Annotated in this window: 16 protein-coding genes; 8 read left to right on the top strand and 8 right to left on the bottom strand. The window is 51.0% G+C overall.

Going from position 1 to position 16,295, the window contains the following annotated elements:
* Window positions 1-76: 76 nt before the first annotated feature.
* Entirely contained in the window at window positions 77-1,558 is a 1,482-nt protein-coding gene (locus tag ACVXHP_RS04175; RefSeq protein WP_447570909.1) for a sensor histidine kinase, read from the bottom strand.
* Complete coding sequence (locus tag ACVXHP_RS04170) at window positions 1,555-2,277, bottom strand: response regulator transcription factor (protein WP_316128659.1); 723 nt, start codon at window positions 2,275-2,277, stop codon at window positions 1,555-1,557. Before ACVXHP_RS04170 ends, ACVXHP_RS04175 begins: the two co-directional genes overlap by 4 nt.
* 188 nt (window positions 2,278-2,465) lie before the next feature.
* Here ACVXHP_RS04170 and msrP point away from each other — a divergent pair, with 188 nt between their 5' ends.
* The 5 genes from msrP (at window position 2,466) to ACVXHP_RS04145 (ending at window position 7,254) form a co-directional block, all read left to right on the top strand.
* Entirely contained in the window at window positions 2,466-3,470 is a 1,005-nt protein-coding gene (gene msrP, locus ACVXHP_RS04165; RefSeq protein WP_447570908.1) for a protein-methionine-sulfoxide reductase catalytic subunit MsrP, read from the top strand.
* Window positions 3,471-4,097, top strand: coding sequence for a protein-methionine-sulfoxide reductase heme-binding subunit MsrQ (gene msrQ, locus ACVXHP_RS04160; RefSeq protein WP_447570907.1), 627 nt, complete (start codon window positions 3,471-3,473; stop codon window positions 4,095-4,097). It begins immediately after the preceding gene.
* A gap of 47 nt (window positions 4,098-4,144) precedes the next feature.
* Complete coding sequence (locus ACVXHP_RS04155; RefSeq protein WP_447570906.1) at window positions 4,145-5,632, top strand: carboxypeptidase M32; 1,488 nt, start codon at window positions 4,145-4,147, stop codon at window positions 5,630-5,632.
* A 137-nt stretch (window positions 5,633-5,769) separates the two neighbouring features.
* On the top strand, window positions 5,770-6,162 hold the full coding sequence (gene asr, locus ACVXHP_RS04150; protein ID WP_304698438.1) for an acid resistance repetitive basic protein Asr: 393 nt from the start codon (window positions 5,770-5,772) through the stop codon (window positions 6,160-6,162).
* 270 nt (window positions 6,163-6,432) lie between these two features.
* A complete protein-coding gene (locus tag ACVXHP_RS04145) occupies window positions 6,433-7,254 on the top strand; it encodes a trypsin-like serine peptidase (protein ID WP_447570905.1) in 822 nt (273 codons plus the stop codon).
* Between the two features lie 34 nt (window positions 7,255-7,288).
* Here ACVXHP_RS04145 and mdtI read toward each other — a convergent pair whose 3' ends face one another.
* From mdtI to ACVXHP_RS04130, 3 genes are all read right to left on the bottom strand, one after another.
* Complete coding sequence (mdtI, locus tag ACVXHP_RS04140; RefSeq protein ID WP_200006493.1) at window positions 7,289-7,618, bottom strand: multidrug/spermidine efflux SMR transporter subunit MdtI; 330 nt, start codon at window positions 7,616-7,618, stop codon at window positions 7,289-7,291.
* Window positions 7,605-7,970: a multidrug/spermidine efflux SMR transporter subunit MdtJ gene (mdtJ, locus tag ACVXHP_RS04135; protein ID WP_200006847.1), complete on the bottom strand. Its 366-nt coding sequence runs from the start codon at window positions 7,968-7,970 to the stop codon at window positions 7,605-7,607. The genes mdtI and mdtJ overlap by 14 nt, the downstream gene beginning before the upstream one ends.
* A gap of 107 nt (window positions 7,971-8,077) precedes the next feature.
* The gene (locus ACVXHP_RS04130) at window positions 8,078-8,248 is read right to left on the bottom strand and encodes a protein YdgV (protein ID WP_006684635.1); all 171 of its coding nucleotides are present in this window, start codon (window positions 8,246-8,248) and stop codon (window positions 8,078-8,080) included.
* A 138-nt stretch (window positions 8,249-8,386) separates the two neighbouring features.
* Here ACVXHP_RS04130 and ACVXHP_RS04125 point away from each other — a divergent pair, with 138 nt between their 5' ends.
* A complete protein-coding gene (locus ACVXHP_RS04125; protein WP_447570904.1) occupies window positions 8,387-9,421 on the top strand; it encodes an AI-2E family transporter in 1,035 nt (344 codons plus the stop codon).
* Between the two features lie 31 nt (window positions 9,422-9,452).
* Here the strand turns inward: ACVXHP_RS04125 and ACVXHP_RS04120 are convergent, their stop codons facing one another.
* A complete protein-coding gene (locus ACVXHP_RS04120; protein ID WP_447570903.1) occupies window positions 9,453-10,649 on the bottom strand; it encodes a multidrug effflux MFS transporter in 1,197 nt (398 codons plus the stop codon).
* Window positions 10,650-10,910: 261 nt separating this feature from the next.
* On the opposite strand from ACVXHP_RS04120, the gene ACVXHP_RS04115 reads away from it, so the two are divergent.
* Window positions 10,911-11,762: an aldo/keto reductase gene (locus ACVXHP_RS04115; RefSeq protein WP_447570902.1), complete on the top strand. Its 852-nt coding sequence runs from the start codon at window positions 10,911-10,913 to the stop codon at window positions 11,760-11,762.
* Between the two features lie 42 nt (window positions 11,763-11,804).
* Here the strand turns inward: ACVXHP_RS04115 and pntB are convergent, their stop codons facing one another.
* On the bottom strand, window positions 11,805-13,193 hold the full coding sequence (gene pntB / locus ACVXHP_RS04110) for a Re/Si-specific NAD(P)(+) transhydrogenase subunit beta (protein ID WP_447570901.1): 1,389 nt from the start codon (window positions 13,191-13,193) through the stop codon (window positions 11,805-11,807).
* 10 nt (window positions 13,194-13,203) lie between these two features.
* Entirely contained in the window at window positions 13,204-14,733 is a 1,530-nt protein-coding gene (gene pntA, locus ACVXHP_RS04105) for a Re/Si-specific NAD(P)(+) transhydrogenase subunit alpha (protein WP_137370571.1), read from the bottom strand.
* A 525-nt stretch (window positions 14,734-15,258) separates the two neighbouring features.
* Here pntA and ydgH point away from each other — a divergent pair.
* Complete coding sequence (gene ydgH / locus ACVXHP_RS04100; protein ID WP_042308569.1) at window positions 15,259-16,203, top strand: DUF1471 family protein YdgH; 945 nt, start codon at window positions 15,259-15,261, stop codon at window positions 16,201-16,203.
* Window positions 16,204-16,295: the final 92 nt, after the last annotated feature.

Raw genomic sequence — 16,295 nt, 5'->3', positions numbered from 1 at the left:
TGTCGAGTATAAGATGATGAATTATCTATATATGATAAAAATTCTCATTATCACTGACAACCTACCAATATTTACCCTATGGAGAATCCGTCAGCGGCAACCAAAAGCGGAAGCACGCACCTGCCGTTGAATTAACCAGATTGATATCGCCTCCATGCAGTTCGAGCATTCTTCGCACAATCAGCAATCCCAGACCGCCGCGCTCCGCCCGCTTCTCACGGGGAATTAACGCTGTCGGGCGCTGAAATAACACTTCGCGTACGCCCATTTCCACGCCTGGACCGCTATCCTGCACCTCTGCTACCAGCCGGTCTTCATCACGCCAGATTTTTAGCCATACATTCCCCCCGTCAGGCGTATGGCGGATAGCATTATCCAGCAAATTCGTCACCACCCTTTCCATCATCGATAAATCGGCATTTACCAGCGGTAATGGCCCCATCACGTCAAGGTGTAACTGCAAATGACGTGTGGCAACAGGGAGATCAAACTTCTGCGCTACATCCTGGATCAATTCGCCCATAGCAAAACGTTCGCGCTGAGGTTTTATTCCTCCGTGCTCCAGCCTCGCCAGCTCAAACAGTTGTTGTGACAGATGGCGAACCTTATGCCCCTGGCGCAGCGCAATACTAAGATAATGCCTGTTTTCCTCTGGCGTGATCGTGTCGGCTTTCAGCGACAACATTTCCAGATAACCCAGCAGCGAGGTGAGCGGCGTGCGTAGATCGTGAGATATATTGGCAATAAACTCTCTGCGCTGACGATCGCTGTCAGCTAACAAGTCCCACTGCTGCGCAATTTGCTGTGCCAGCTCAATAAACGCATTGTTCAACAACGCAATTTCATTCCCCGGTGACGGATCGGGCTTTTTCTGCGCCAACTGTTTAATGACGCTAATGCTGTCCTGCTCCATTTTGACCACCTGTCCGGTCAACCTTTTCACCGGATGCGTCACCCATCGCCACACCAGAAAACCCGCAATTCCACCGGCTAATAAAACCAGAATTAACGTTCCTGTCACTGTATTCCAGAGCGTTTTCTGCCAGGCGGTATTTGCCAGCATATGCAGATTTTCACCCTGGAGAATGATGTACAGATAACCATGCAGTTGACCGTTAAGCATCACCGGCGCTGCGCTAAAGACCTTCTGCTGACTACTGCGCGGATCATCGCCATACACTGGCAAAACATCCGAATTTAGAAAACCCTGAATCGGCTGCACGCTAATTTTCTGGCGCTGAATATGCCCAGGCGGTGCGGCATCGGCGAGTATGTCACCTGCCGGTGAAACCAGATACAGTTCAACGCTTGGATTGAGCGTCATCAGGTGATTAAACAGTCCTTTTAACGTCTGTCGGTTAATCTGCCCGCGGGTATCAATCAGAGCCTCACTATTGACAATCTTGCTCGCCAGTTCCAGCGACAGCCTTTGCACCATGGCATCGCCATACTTTTGACTATTACGCAACTGGACAACGCTGACGGCTACCGCGCAAATCAACATAATAGCGGTAAATACCAGGGTCAGACGCTGGCTTAAAGACAGTCGATAAATCATGACGGATGCTCCGCGTTATTCGCCGTCAGCTTATAGCCTCGTCCCCAAACGGTGAGAATAATTTCCGGCTCAGCCGCATCTTTTTCAATCTTGGTCCGCAGACGATTAATATGACTGTTTACCGTATGCTCATACCCTTCATGCTGGTAGCCCCACACGTGATCTAACAACGCCTGACGCGAAAAGACCTCGCCGGGATGACGAGCGAAAAAATAGAGCAGATCAAACTCACGGGGCGTCAAATCGATTGATTTGCCATGCTGGCGGACTTCACGGGCTAAGGGATCAATCGCCAAACCATGGACGCTAATGATCCCCGCCTCCAAACGTAAATTCTGGCTCATCGCCTCCTGACGGCGAAACAACGCCTTCACGCGGGCCATCAGTTCCAGTACGGAGAAAGGTTTGGCTAAATAATCATCGGCTCCCATCTCCAGCCCCAAAACGCGGTGAGTTTCACTGGTGCGGGCGCTAATAATAATGACGGGTAAATAGAAACTCATTTGACGAATGCGGCGACATATTTCCAGACCATCGACACCCGGCAGCATTAAATCGAGGATAACCGCATCCCAGACATGTTTTTCCAGTTGTTCAAGCGCACGCGTTCCATCTGCCTCATGAATAATTTCATATCCCTCATCCTTCAGGCTAAGCTGCAAAAGTGAGGCAATATCGCTGTCATCTTCCACCAAAAATATCTTTTTTGCGCCGGCCATCAGTGTCATCCCCCTCTCATCGTTCTGAAAGCTTACCTCAGGCAAGGGGCGGAAGTTATCACAAAATTTTTAACTTTTCGTGAGGATCCTGGGATATGCCTGGATTCAGGATGTCGTTATAGAAAGTCAGGTCTCAACAGGGAAACCTCGCTTTGTTTTCCTTAACATGAAAATAAAAAGGAACAGTTATGCAGAAAAAACGTCCACTTCGGGAAGCCGATGTTACCGCCGAATCAGTTTTTTTTATGCAAAGACGACAGGTCCTCAAAGCGCTTGGGATAGGCGCTGCAGCCGCTTCACTCTCCTCCCCGACACAGGCGAATCTACTGAATTGGTTTAAGGGCAACGATCGCGCGCCTGCACCGGCGGGGAAACCGCTCGAGTTCATAAAACCGGATGCCTGGCAAAGCACACTGCCCCTGACGCCGGAAGACAAGGTGACGGGCTATAACAATTTCTATGAATTTGGTCTGGATAAGGCCGACCCTGCCGCCAACGCCGGTAGCCTGAAAACCGATCCCTGGACGTTAACTATCAGCGGTGAGGTGAACAAACCCTTAACGTTGGATCATGATGCGCTGACCACGCGTTTTCCGTTAGAAGAACGTATTTACCGGATGCGTTGCGTTGAAGCGTGGTCGATGGTTGTGCCGTGGATTGGCTTTCCCTTACATAAGTTATTGGCGCTGGTTGAACCCACCAGCGACGCCAAATACGTCGCCTTTGAAACACGTTACGCCCCCGATGAAATGCCCGGTCAGAAAGATCGCTTCATTGGTGGCGGCTTGAAATACCCCTATGTTGAAGGTCTGCGTTTGGATGAGGCCATGCACCCTCTCACGTTGCTGACCGTCGGCGTGTATGGCAAAGCATTGCCGCCGCAAAACGGGGCGCCGATACGCCTGACGGTCCCGTGGAAATATGGCTTCAAAGGCATTAAATCGATTGTCAGTATCAAGCTGACACGTGAGCGTCCGCCGACGACCTGGAATATGTCGGCACCGAATGAATACGGTTTTTACGCCAATGTTAATCCGCATGTCGATCATCCCCGGTGGTCTCAGGCGACGGAACGTTTTATCGGCTCCGGTGGGATTCTCGATGTACAACGCCAGCCGACGTTACTTTTTAACGGTTACGCCAATGAGGTAGCTTCTTTATATCAGGGCATGGATCTACGGGAGTATTTTTAAGTGAGGCTCAGCGTAAAACAGATAACCGGCTTGAAAGTGCTGCTGCATCTCGCCGGTTTTTTACCCCTGCTATGGCTCTTCTGGGCAGTGCAACAGGGTGCGTTGGGCGCCGATCCCGGGAAAGATATTCAGCATTTTACCGGCATTACTGCGCTAAAATTTTTGCTTGCTACCCTGCTGGTATCACCGCTCGCACGCTATGCAAAGCAGCCTTTGTTGTTTCGCACCCGACGGTTGTTAGGTTTATGGTGTTTTGCCTGGGCCACACTGCATCTGACCAGCTATGCGCTATTGGAACTGGGTATACAAAATTTGGGGTTGTTGGGACGTGAACTGGTTTTACGCCCATGGCTAACGTTGGGCATGGCGGGTTGGGTTATCTTACTCCTGCTGACGCTGACCTCCACGCAGGCCGCCCAGCGTAAAATGGGCAAACGCTGGCAAACGTTGCACAACTACGTCTACCTGACTGCCATTTTGCTCCCGGTTCATTACCTGTGGTCGGTAAAAGTGTTATCACCGGCACCTATTATCTACGCCTTCTGTTTTATTGTGCTGCTGGTTTTGCGCTATAAAAAGCTGTTACGCCACAGCGGGTACAAAGGTGTGTTTATGAAAAGTGAATGAATCACGGTAAACTTCTTAACCACACCTAAACAGAACGAGAACAAAAAATGAGTAACAATGATAATTACCATCAACTCACCCGCACGTTCCAGCGGCTCTCTCGCTTCTCCCACCTTTCGGCCATCGCCAGTTGGGACATGTTTACCATGATGCCGCCGGGCGGCAGTAAAGCCCGCGGCGAAGCGTTGGCTGAACTGAGCGTGCTTGAGCATCAGCTGTTAACCGACCCGAAGGTAGCAACGTGGATCGCCGCAGCAGAACAGGAAGACCTTAACGATGTTGAGCAAGCGAATTTGCGCGAAATGTCGCGACTGCATCACCAGGCATCCCTGCTGCCTGAATCACTGGTAGAAGCAAAGTCGCTGGCGGGCAGCCGCTGTGAGCATGCATGGCGCAGCCAGCGACCCGCCAATGATTGGGAAGGATTTTCCGACAACCTGAAAGAAGTCGTGAAGTACAGTCGCGAAGAAGCCCGACTGCGTGCAGACGATAAAGGTTGTTCACCTTATGACTCGCTATTGGACATCTTTGAACCAGGGATGACCAGCGCCCAACTGGATGTCCTGTTTGCGGACGTGAAAAGCTGGCTGCCCGATCTCCTCACCAGAGCAGTGGCAAAACAGTCTCAACAAACGCTTATCGCCCCGGTGGGTCCTTTCCCAACCGCAATCCAGCGGGAGCTGGGTCTGGAAACGATGGCGCAGTTAGGATTCGACTTTACCGCTGGAAGACTGGATATCAGCGCGCATCCCTTCTGTGGCGGCGTGCCGGAAGATGTGCGCATTACGACCCGCTATGACGAAAATGAACTCCTCAGCGCGCTGTTTGGCGTGATCCATGAAACGGGTCACGCCCGCTATGAGCAAAACCTTCCGCGTAACTGGTCAGGACAACCTATAGCTCTGGCACGCTCAACAGCCATTCATGAGTCGCAAAGTCTGTTCTTTGAGATGCAATTGGGCCGCAGCAAAGCATTCCTGACGCGACTCATTCCGGCGGTGACGCGTCATTTTGGCGATCAGGCTGCGTTTGAAGAGAGCAATTTCATTGCCTGGAACCAGCAGGTAAAACCTGGGTTTATCCGCGTTGACGCCGACGAGGTAAGCTATCCTGCTCATGTGATCCTGCGTTATGAAATCGAGCGAGCGTTAATTAACGGCGACATTGAAGTGGATGATATTCCGGCGCTGTGGAATGAGAAGATGCAGGCCTGGCTGGGGCTGTCAACGGTGGGGGATTATCGCAATGGCTGTATGCAGGATATTCACTGGACTGATGGCGGTTTTGGTTACTTCCCGTCTTACACTTTAGGCGCTATGTATGCGGCGCAATTGTTCAGCGCAGCTCACCGCGCATTGCCCGATCTGAACCAGTCTATTGCGCAAGGAGAGTTTAGCGCCCTCTTTGACTGGCTACGCCAGAATATCTGGCAGCATGGCAGTCGTTTTACCACTGAACAACTCATTACCCAGGCCACCGGAGAGCCGCTCAGCAGCCGCTATTTCCGCGCTCACCTGGAAGCCCGTTATTTGTAATCTCGTGCCGTGAGTCATTGTACATATCGTTACACGCCGATACCAATGACTCACGGAAGCCCAGTGATTACAGCGATATAGTTATTTCAACGGCCCCGCAGTGGGGTTGAATGAAAAACCAAATCGAGGGTATGAGAATGAAAAAAGTATTAGCTCTGGTTGTTGCCGCTGCTATGGGTCTGTCTTCTGCTGCATTTGCTGCTGAAACAACTGCGACCACCGCTCCAACTGCCGCTGCAACGAAAGCGGCACCGGCGAAAACCACCCATCATAAAAAACAGCACAAAGCTGCACCGCAGAAAGCGCAGGCTGCCAAGAAACACGCCAAAAAATCCACCACTAAACCGGCTGTAGAGCAGAAAGCGCCAGAACAGAAAGCTCAGGCGGCTAAAAAACACACCAAAAAAGCCGCAACCAAACCTGCTGCAGAACAAAAAGCGCCAGCACAGAAAGCTCAGGCGGCTAAAAAGCACACCAAAAAAGCCGTAAAACACGACGCCGCTAAACCAGCCGCTCAGCCTGCTGCATAACACACCTGTAGTCACTATGGCGTCCCCCACGTCGTAGCATACGGCGCTAAATCATCCAGATTTGGCGCCGCCTTTCGGAGGGTAAAATGGTGTCACATTACCGCTTTGAGTTCATTCTTACGACCCTGATTATTTGCGCCCTCATCGCCATGCATTTTTATCTATCCTGAGTGTAGTTATCTGATTTTACTCCCACTTTCCCGCCGTCCCGTCTATAGTATTAACTGAGGGTTTGCTGTTAAAAATCATAATTCCCCACCAGAGTGTGATATGCATAAAACCATTGTTGTGTTACTGGGTTCAATTTGTTTAACACCTGTCGTTGCGCATGCGGAACAGCCAGCAACGGCAAGCGCTGAAGCAGAAAATATAAAAACGCTGTTTTTTGGACATGACGATCGCATAAAGGTGGCTGACCCAACGCAATCACCATGGGACGCTATCGGACAACTGGAAACCGCCAGCGGTAATCTGTGTACTGCTACGCTCATTTCACCCCATCTGGCCCTGACTGCCGGACACTGCTTACTTACGCCGCCAAAAGGGAAACCTGATAAAGCCGTGGCGTTACGCTTCGTGTCTAAAAAGGGTCTCTGGCGTTATGAAATCCACGGAATTGAAGGCCGGGTTGATCCTTCGCTCGGAAAACGTTTAAAAGCCGATGGTGATGGCTGGATTGTGCCCCCCTCCGCCGCACCATGGGATTTTGGTCTGGTGGTGTTGCGTTACCCACCTTCCGGTATCACGCCGCTGCCGTTATTTGCGGGGGATAAAGCGGCGTTAACCGCGGCACTGAAAACTGCAGATCGTAAAGTCACGCAGTCGGGCTATCCGGAAGATCATCTTGACGATTTGTACACGCATCAGGATTGCGTGGTGACCGGTTGGGCGCAAAATACCGTTTTGTCACATCAGTGCGATACGCTCCCGGGTGACAGTGGTTCGCCATTGATGCTGAGGACGGATTCCGGCTGGCAATTGATTGGCGTACAAAGCTCCGCTCCGGCGGCGAAAGATCGCTGGCGGGCAGATAACCGCGCGATTTCCGTGACCGGATTTCGCGACAAACTGGAAGCGCTCGCCAAGGGATAACACATGCTGCCCGCATTGACGGGCAGCACTTTTATCAGGCTAGTTTTATCATGATCATCCCGGCCAACAGCAACGCCACGCCGATCCAGCCTTTATTGTTCAGACGCTGACCAAACAGCACCCAGCCTGCGGCTAACGTCGCGGCAATCCCGAATCCGCCCCATAAGGCATAGGCGACGGAGAGATCGATGCCTTTTACCGCCTGCGACAGCGCACTAAAAGCAGCTAAAACTGCTGCCAACGACAGCACGCCATAGGTCTTCCGGCGAAAACCATCCGAAAACTTCAAAAAGACGTTAGCCACGATTTCCAGAACGATGGCCATGCCAAGCCAGGCACCGTGAACCCATTCAAACTGCTGCATGGGTCACCTCTCTGCCCGCTTTTGCAGGCTTTCGCGTACCGGATTTAATCAGCACAATGCCTACCACCAGCGAGGCCAGACCCGCTACCTTCATCGTGGACAAGGTTTCGTCAAATAACAGCACGCTAAACAGCGTTATAAATAAAATACCGATACCTTCCCATAAGGCATAAGCTACGCCAAGGGCAATTTTTTTAACGGCAAAACTGAGAAAAATATACGATAAGGCGATCATTACCAGCATTAAAATAAAGCCCGAATTACCATGGCCCACGCTTGCCCATTTCATTGACAGCGTACCGGTAATTTCAGCCGCGATGGCCAGACCTAATAATATCCAGTAAAACATGATGCTTCTCCTGCTTGAGAATATAGTCCTTTGGGCCTACTGCATGCAGTAAACCAAAAAATAAAATCAGTTAGCTCAGCGCACAGCGCCAGCTCAGGCAGAAGAAGGGACTAAAGCGCGTTGCGCCAGTGTTGCTCACCCGCAAGCAGGAAAGTGGAAGAGGTACGAAGAAGTGTAGGTAAAAGCAAAAACATCCTGAACATATTGTCCATAATATTACAATTATCCGCAGTGTTGCTTCTCATCATCGCGGATGATAATTGTCCTCGGTAGTTAAACACAGATGATTTGTATCATAGGTTCATTACGAACTCAAAGCCTTTTCACTTCTTTACCAGCCCCGTTTGATTTTTGTTATAACGGCTCGACGCAAATCACATTATTATTCAGATTCAAAAATTAAAAACGCAGGAATACACATGGCGAAACCAATCATCACGCATAACGGACTAAAAATAGTCATTATGCTGGGCATGCTGGTTATCATACTGAGCGGCATCCGCTTTGCCGCAGATATCATCGTGCCGTTTATTCTGGCATTATTTATTGCCGTTGTGCTGAACCCTGTGGTGCAACGCATGGTGAAACTTCGCATACCACGTGTATTCGCAGTGTCATTGCTGATCGTAATTATTGTGATGCTAATGGTGCTGCTATTAGCCTACTTAGGTACATCCTTAAATGAGCTCGCGCGGACGCTACCGCAATACCGTTCTTCACTGGTTATCCCGCTGAAAAATCTCGAGCCGTGGCTACAGCGCGCAGGGATTGGCGTTTCGGTGGATGAGCTCGTCAAATACATCGATCCGAACGCGGCAATGACGCTGGTCACTAATTTACTGGCGCAACTGTCTAATGCCATGTCATCGATATTTTTACTGCTGCTGACGGTGGTTTTTATGCTGTTGGAAGTCCCGCAACTGCCCAACAAACTAAAACAAATGATGAGCCGGCCTATTGAGGGAATGGCAGCAATTCAACGCGCCATCGACAGCGTATCTCACTATCTGGTGCTTAAAACGGCAATCAGCATTGTGACCGGTCTGGTCGCCTGGGGCATGCTCGCCGCCCTCGACGTGCGCTTTGCCTTTGTCTGGGGATTGCTGGCCTTTGCCCTCAACTACATTCCTAATATCGGTTCTGTGCTGGCAGCCATCCCCCCTATTGCTCAGGTGCTGGCTTTTAGCGGTCTTTACGAAGCTCTGGTGGTGCTGGCGGGTTATCTGGTCATTAACCTGGTGTTCGGGAATATCCTCGAACCGCGGATCATGGGGCGTGGGCTAGGACTGTCCACGCTGGTGGTGTTCTTGTCGTTGATCTTCTGGGGCTGGTTGCTGGGTCCGGTGGGGATGCTGCTTTCTGTCCCGCTGACCATCATCGTGAAAATCGCGCTTGAGCAAACCAACGGCGGGCAAAGTATTGCCGTTCTGCTTAGCGATCTCAATAAAGCGTGAACTACCGCCCCGCCTGCGCGGGGCATTTCGTTTATCGTTTAGCTCGTAGCGCCAGGGAGGCACTCAAGAGTGTAAATAAGGCAATTATCCACGCCATGGTCCATGGCGTTCCATCACTGAACGCGGCCAACAGTAATGATGAGATAATGCCGCTACCGTATTGTAATGCGCCAATCAGCGCAGAGGCTGAACCGGCGATGTTTGGTACCGCGTCCAGCGCAGCAGCCGTTGATGTTGCAGCAATAATGCCATTCATTGAGAACAGCAGAAAAACGGTAATGATAATGGCCACGATTCCCCCCAGCTCAAGCTTAACCAGCAGCGCAAGCGCCAGCGCAGCCAGCGCCGCGAGCATCGTTGCATACTTCAGCAGTTGCTCCAGAGGATGTCGTTGCACCAGCCGACGGTTCACCACGCTCATAGCCATTACACCGACAATGTTTAACGCAAATAGCCAGCCATAATGCTGAGGATCAACATGGTAATAGCTAATATAAACAAATGGCGATCCTGTAATAAACGCATACGCGCCGACGTAATAAAACGTCAGACTCAGGGTGTAGCGCATAAAACGCCCATTAGCTAACAGGGAACGGTAATTACGAAATGCGCCCGTCAGAGACGCTTTCACGCGTTTTTCTTCAGGTAGTGTTTCTGGTAGCCAACATAAAGAGACAAACATTAGCGCGCCAATCAGCACCAGCAGCCAAAAAACAGCGTGCCATGTGCTCAGGCGAATAATTTGCCCGCCAATCAACGGCCCGGCGATCGGCGCAATCGCCATGACCAGCACCAGCGTCGAGAGCATTTGCGCCGCACGGGTACGAGCAAAGAGATCGCGGATCATTGCCCGGGCCAGCATAGGCCCAGTACAGGCGCCAAGGGCCTGAAATACCCGCCAGAAAACAATCTGTGTGATGCTTGTAGACAGCGCACAACCTGCTGAACCGATGATAAAAAGCACCATGCCAATAAACAGCGGTTTACGCCTGCCCAGATGATCGCTGATCGGCCCCCAAATCAGCTGTGCGATAGTAAAACCTACCAAAAATCCGGTGATCGTAAGTTCGACATTGCCGTGTAAATCCGCGGCCATTATCGGCATTGCCGGAAGATAAATATCGGTAGAAAGTGAGGTAAAGGCCATCAGGCCACTGAGGATCAGAATAAAAGTAAGGCCAGTGTGGCTTACAGTAGCCACCGGCGATGTCTGTTCATTTTTACGCATAGCGCTCTGTCATGTTGAAGAAACAGACCGCAATATACACGCGACGTATTGCGGTGATTAGATGGCTAAAACGGCATAAGTTTATGAACCATAATCATGAATAACGGCAACTTTAGCGATAGATGTTGTGATTCACCTCCAATATTTGCTAACCAGAAATGAATTCTACTCATAGATTCATGCGGGATTCACAGACTAATAGTACCAACAGAGATTTGCTAATTTGCTGTCAATGCAAAGATGAATGCTCAGGAGAATCCCATGAATACAAAAGTACTAAATAACGGTGTTGAGATGCCCCTGCTTGGTTTTGGCGTTTATCAAATGACCGATGCCGCCGAATGTGAACAAGCCGTACTGGACGCCATTGATGCAGGTTATCGTCTGATTGATACCGCCGCGTCATATTTGAATGAAACTCAAGTAGGAAACGCACTCAGGCAAAGCGGTGTGCCACGGAATGAACTTTTCGTGACCACCAAGCTGTGGTTACAAGATACAAACTATTCCGGGGCAAAGGCGCAATTCTCTCGTTCCCTGCAACGCCTTCAGCTTGATTATATTGATCTTTACTTGATACATCAGCCCTATGGAGATGTACATGGTGCCTGGTGCGCGATGGAGGAGTTATATGAAGAAGGGAAAATCCGCGCGATTGGAGTGAGTAATTTTCACCCGGATCGCCTGGCTGATTTAATGGCTTTTAACCGCGTGATTCCTGCCGTTAACCAGATTGAGGTGAATCCTTTTCATCAGCAGCCGCATGCCGTCGCCTGGATGCAGAGCAGAAACATTCAACCGCAAGCCTGGGCACCGTTCGCCGAGGGACGCAATGACCTGTTTCAGAACCCGGTCTTAGCGGCTATTGGTGAAAAATATGGCAAAAGCGTTGGTCAGGTCGTGCTGCGTTGGATTTATCAGCGCGGAATTATTTCGCTGGCGAAAACTGTGCGTAAAGCGCGTATGACCGAAAATATTCAGGTGTTGGATTTTAGCTTGACCCCGGAAGAAATGACGCAAATTGCGGCTATGGACAGCGGGAGCAGCGCGTTTTTCTCGCATCGCGATCCGGCTCGCGTGGAATGGATCACCCAGCGGAAGCTGGACGTTTAAAAAAACGGCCTCCGCAGAGGCCGTCTTATTTTTAGCTAACGATTACAGCGCTTTCAGAATCGCATCCACGCTGGCTTTAGCATCGCCAAACAGCATATGGGTGTTTTCTTTAAAGAACAGCGGGTTTTGTACGCCTGCGTAGCCGGTGTTCATTGAACGTTTAAACACGATGACGTTCTGCGCTTTCCACACTTCCAGCACCGGCATACCCGCGATCGGGCTGCGTGGGTCATCCTGCGCCGCCGGGTTTACCGTATCGTTGGCGCCAATAACCAGTACGGTATCGGTGTCGGCGAAATCATCATTGATTTCATCCATTTCCAGCACGATGTCATATGGCACTTTGGCTTCCGCCAGCAGCACGTTCATATGACCCGGCAAACGCCCTGCTACCGGGTGAATCCCGAAACGCACTTTGATGCCGCGCGCACGCAATTTCTCAGTGATTTCCGCTACCGGATATTGCGCCTGAGCCACCGCCATACCGTAGCCCGGAGTGATGATCACGGAGTGCGAGTTCTTCAGCATTTCTGCTGTGTCTTCTGCATTAATTTCCCGGTGTTCACCCACTTCTTCATCAGAACCGGTAGATGAGCCATCAGAACCGAAGCCGCCCGCAATAACGCTGAAGAAGGAACGGTTCATTGCCTTACACATAATGTAAGACAGAATCGCACCGCTCGAACCTACCAGCGCACCGGTAACGATCAGCAGATCATTGCTCAGCATAAAGCCCGCCGCCGCCGCTGCCCATCCGGAGTAGGAGTTGAGCATTGAAACAACTACCGGCATGTCTGCACCACCGATGGACGCCACCAGATGCCAGCCAAAGGCCAGCGCGATAATGGTCATCACCAGCAGCGCCAGAACCTGCAGGCCAACGCTTTCAGTACGGACAAACACCACCAACAGCAGGAAGGAGACGACCAGCGCTGCGAGGTTCATTTTGTGACGGTTTGGCAGCATCAGCGGTTTAGATGAGATCTTACCGCGCAGTTTGCCAAAGGCCACCACGGAACCGGTAAAGGTCACCGCACCGATGAAGATACCGAGAAACACTTCGGTCAGGTGAATGTTCACCAGAATTGGTTCCAGGCCCGTGTCGTGATACAGGTAGCTGTTAAAGCCAACCAGTACCGCCGCCAGACCAACGAAGCTGTGCAGAATCGCCACCAGCTCCGGCATCTCGGTCATTTCAACTTTTTTCGCCAGGCGGATACCAATCGCGCCGCCGATGATCATCGCCACCAGAATCCAGGCAACATTGCCGGTATCCGGGCCAAAAATCGTCGCGATCAGCGCAATCGCCATCCCGGCGATACCGTAGTTGTTACCTTGCTGCGAGGTTTCGTGTTTGGAAAGTCCCGCCAGGCTGAAAATAAACAGGATCGCGGCAACAATGTATGCAGCTGTAACTAATCCTCCAGACATATGTTACCCCTTAGTTTTTCCGGAACATTTTCAGCATGCGCTGAGTCACGGTGAAGCCACCGAAAATATTAATGCTGGCAATAAGCACCGCGATAAAGCTCAGGAAACTCACCCAGCCACCCTGGCCAATTTGTAACAACGCGCCGACAACGATGATCCCGGAGATGGCGTTGGTCACGGACATCAGCGGAGTATGCAACGCGTGCGACACATTCCAGACCACGTAGTAACCCACCACGCAGGAAAGCGCGAACACCGTAAAGTGACCGAGGAACTCTTTCGGGGCGACGTCGGCAAGCCAGCCAAACAAAATGACTACCAGCGCCATCAGCGCATATTTACGCCATGGTGAAACAGGTTTTTTCTCTTCTTTCGGCGCGGGAGCCGCTTTTGGCGCAGCCTGTGGCTGAGCTGAAACCTGGATCGGTGGCGCAGGCCAGGTGATTTCACCCTCGCGAACTACCGTCACACCACGCACCACCACGTCGTCAAAATCAACGGTAATGTTGCCGTCTTTCTCTTTGCATAACAGTTTGAGCAGGTTGACGAGGTTGGTACCGTACAACTGGGAAGACTGCGTCGGCAGACGACCAGGCAAATCGGTATAACCGATAACCTTCACACCGTTCGCGGTGGTGGTCACCTGGTTAGGCACGGTATATTCGCAGTTACCGCCGTTTTGCGCGGCGAGGTCGACAATTACACTCCCCGCTTTCATCGAATCAACCATTTCGCGGGTGATCAGTTTTGGCGCAGGTTTACCCGGGATCAAAGCCGTAGTAACGATAATGTCGACATCTTTCGCCTGAGCGGCGAAAAGCGCCATCTCGGCTTTGATGAAGGCTTCGGACATCACCTTAGCGTAACCGTCGCCGCTGCCCGCCTCTTCTTTGAAGTCCAGTTCGAGGAATTCAGCGCCCATACTCTGAACTTGTTCTTTCACTTCCGGACGGGTATCAAACGCGCGGACGATAGCGCCCAGGCTGTTTGCCGCCCCGATCGCTGCAAGCCCTGCCACACCCGCACCAATCACCATGACCTTGGCAGGCGGAACTTTGCCCGCGGCGGTGATCTGTCCGGTAAAGAAGCGGCCAAATTCATGCGCGGCTTCAACAATGGCGCGATAGCCGGCGATATTCGCCATAGAGCTTAAGGCATCAAGCGATTGCGCACGCGAAATACGCGGCACGGAGTCCATCGCCATCACCGTCACATTGCGCTCTGCAAGCTTTTGCAGCAGCTCCGGGTTTTGCGCGGGCCAAAGAAAACTCACCAGCGTCGTGCCCGGATTCAACAACGGGATTTCCGCCTCTTCCGGCGCATTGACCTTCAGAATAATCTCTGACTGCCAGACAGCATTCCCGTCCACAATTTCTGCGCCTGCCTGCACAAACGCGTTATCGTCAAAACTCGCCAGTTGACCTGCGCCGCTTTCAACCGCGACGCTAAAACCCAGCTTCAGCAGCTGCTCAACCGTCTTCGGCGTAGCTGCGACACGGGTTTCATTGGTTAACCGTTCTTTTGGTATGCCAATTCGCATAATGTTCCCTTCCATCTGTATTTATGATGATGGTTTATCAATGTTCGCACGAGGCATGCGCGCACTCTCGAAAGAGGTCAGTGTTACCTCAATAAAATAAAACAGTAACAAACTCTGTATAACCTACTGAAAATGGAGCCTGTGATCTAGCGCCAAAAAACAGTATTTATTATGAAATTCGCAAATCAGGGATGAATTAGCCCACAGACAGGGATAATGCCCTTTAAATAGCCCGCAAAGGCTGATAATTCGCTCAAGCGAAGCGGCAAAACATGATTAAGCGCCACCATGGAACAATTGATTAACATTAAATTAACTTATGAAATTCAACTGTTTTATCAGTTTTAGCCTTCAAATGCCGAATTTTTGGACATATCACAAAATGTTATCGACACTGTTACACCCAGTGGCACGATGAGTGAAAAATGACGCAGACACTGACACAATTTAAATGCAATAATCAGCGACGTTTCTAGTCAATAACAATACCAGTACCTGGTTTGCGCAAGGCGAAGGATTATTTTTATGAAGCTTAAGAACACTCTCCTGGCGTCCGCACTTATTTCTGCGACTGCTTTTTCTGTAAATGCAGCGACAGAATTGACGCCGGAGCAAGCTGCTGCCCTGAAACCCTACGACCGCATTGTGGTTACCGGTCGTTTTAATGCGATCGGCGACGCGGTGAATGCCGTATCACGCCGTGCAGATAAAGACGGTGCAGCCTCTTTTTATGTTGTTGATACCTCAGATTTTGGCAGCGGCGGTAACTGGCGCGTTGTAGCCGACATCTACAAAGCCGACGCTGAAAAAGCGGAAGCATCCAAAAACCGTATCATTAACGGTGTGATGGAGTTACCTAAAGATCAGGCCGTTCTGATAGAACCTTACGATACCGTGACGGTGCAGGGTTTCTACCGCAGCCAGCCTGAAGTGAATGATGCCATCACCAAAGCGGCGAAAGAGAAAGGGGCTTACTCCTTCTATATCGTTCGCCAGGTCGATGCCAACCAGGGTGGTAACCAGCGTATTACCGCATTCATCTATAAAGCAGATGCGAAAAAACGCGTAGTACAAAGTCCTGATGCAATCCCAGCAGATTCTGATGCCGGTCGCGCCGCATTAGCAGCAGGCGGTGAAGCCGCGAAGAAAGTTGAGATCCCGGGCGTTGCGACTACCGCGTCTCCGAGTGCTGAAGTTGGCCGCTTCTTCGAAACGCAATCCACCAAAGGTGGACGTTACACCGTCACGCTGCCGGATGGAACGAAAGTCGAAGAGCTGAACAAAGCGACGGCTGCCATGATGGTTCCGTTTGACAGCATCAAGTTCACCGGTAACTACGGTAATATGACCGAAGTCTCTTATCAGGTTGCCAAGCGCGCAGCGAAAAAAGGCGCGAAGTACTATCACATTACTCGCCAGTGGTCAGAACGTGGTAACAACATGACCATCAGCGCTGACCTGTATAAGTAATATCCAAGCTCTATCAGGTCTACAGCTCCTGTAGGCCTGATAATTTTCCCTCGTGAAGCCCTCACCCCGAAAAAAACACGAATATTAAGACA

This window comes from Citrobacter freundii complex sp. 2025EL-00176 (assembly GCF_053309355.1).
This window is presented reverse-complemented; position numbering and strand designations above follow the sequence as displayed.

What these genes read in the sequence shown, in the direction of transcription:
- ydgH (WP_042308569.1), top strand. Translation starts at nt 15,259, where the DNA reads ATGAAGCTTAAGAACACTCTCCTGGCGTCCGCACTTATTTCTGCGACT.
- ACVXHP_RS04120 (WP_447570903.1), bottom strand. Translation starts at nt 10,649, where the DNA reads ATGCGTAAAAATGAACAGACATCGCCGGTGGCTACTGTAAGCCACACT.
- ACVXHP_RS04155 (WP_447570906.1), top strand. Translation starts at nt 4,145, where the DNA reads ATGAGTAACAATGATAATTACCATCAACTCACCCGCACGTTCCAGCGG.
- mdtI (WP_200006493.1), bottom strand. Translation starts at nt 7,618, where the DNA reads ATGCAGCAGTTTGAATGGGTTCACGGTGCCTGGCTTGGCATGGCCATC.
- pntB (WP_447570901.1), bottom strand. Translation starts at nt 13,193, where the DNA reads ATGTCTGGAGGATTAGTTACAGCTGCATACATTGTTGCCGCGATCCTG.
- ACVXHP_RS04145 (WP_447570905.1), top strand. Translation starts at nt 6,433, where the DNA reads ATGCATAAAACCATTGTTGTGTTACTGGGTTCAATTTGTTTAACACCT.
- ACVXHP_RS04115 (WP_447570902.1), top strand. Translation starts at nt 10,911, where the DNA reads ATGAATACAAAAGTACTAAATAACGGTGTTGAGATGCCCCTGCTTGGT.
- msrP (WP_447570908.1), top strand. Translation starts at nt 2,466, where the DNA reads ATGCAGAAAAAACGTCCACTTCGGGAAGCCGATGTTACCGCCGAATCA.
- pntA (WP_137370571.1), bottom strand. Translation starts at nt 14,733, where the DNA reads ATGCGAATTGGCATACCAAAAGAACGGTTAACCAATGAAACCCGTGTC.
- ACVXHP_RS04175 (WP_447570909.1), bottom strand. Translation starts at nt 1,558, where the DNA reads ATGATTTATCGACTGTCTTTAAGCCAGCGTCTGACCCTGGTATTTACC.
- ACVXHP_RS04125 (WP_447570904.1), top strand. Translation starts at nt 8,387, where the DNA reads ATGGCGAAACCAATCATCACGCATAACGGACTAAAAATAGTCATTATG.
- ACVXHP_RS04170 (WP_316128659.1), bottom strand. Translation starts at nt 2,277, where the DNA reads ATGGCCGGCGCAAAAAAGATATTTTTGGTGGAAGATGACAGCGATATT.
- asr (WP_304698438.1), top strand. Translation starts at nt 5,770, where the DNA reads ATGAAAAAAGTATTAGCTCTGGTTGTTGCCGCTGCTATGGGTCTGTCT.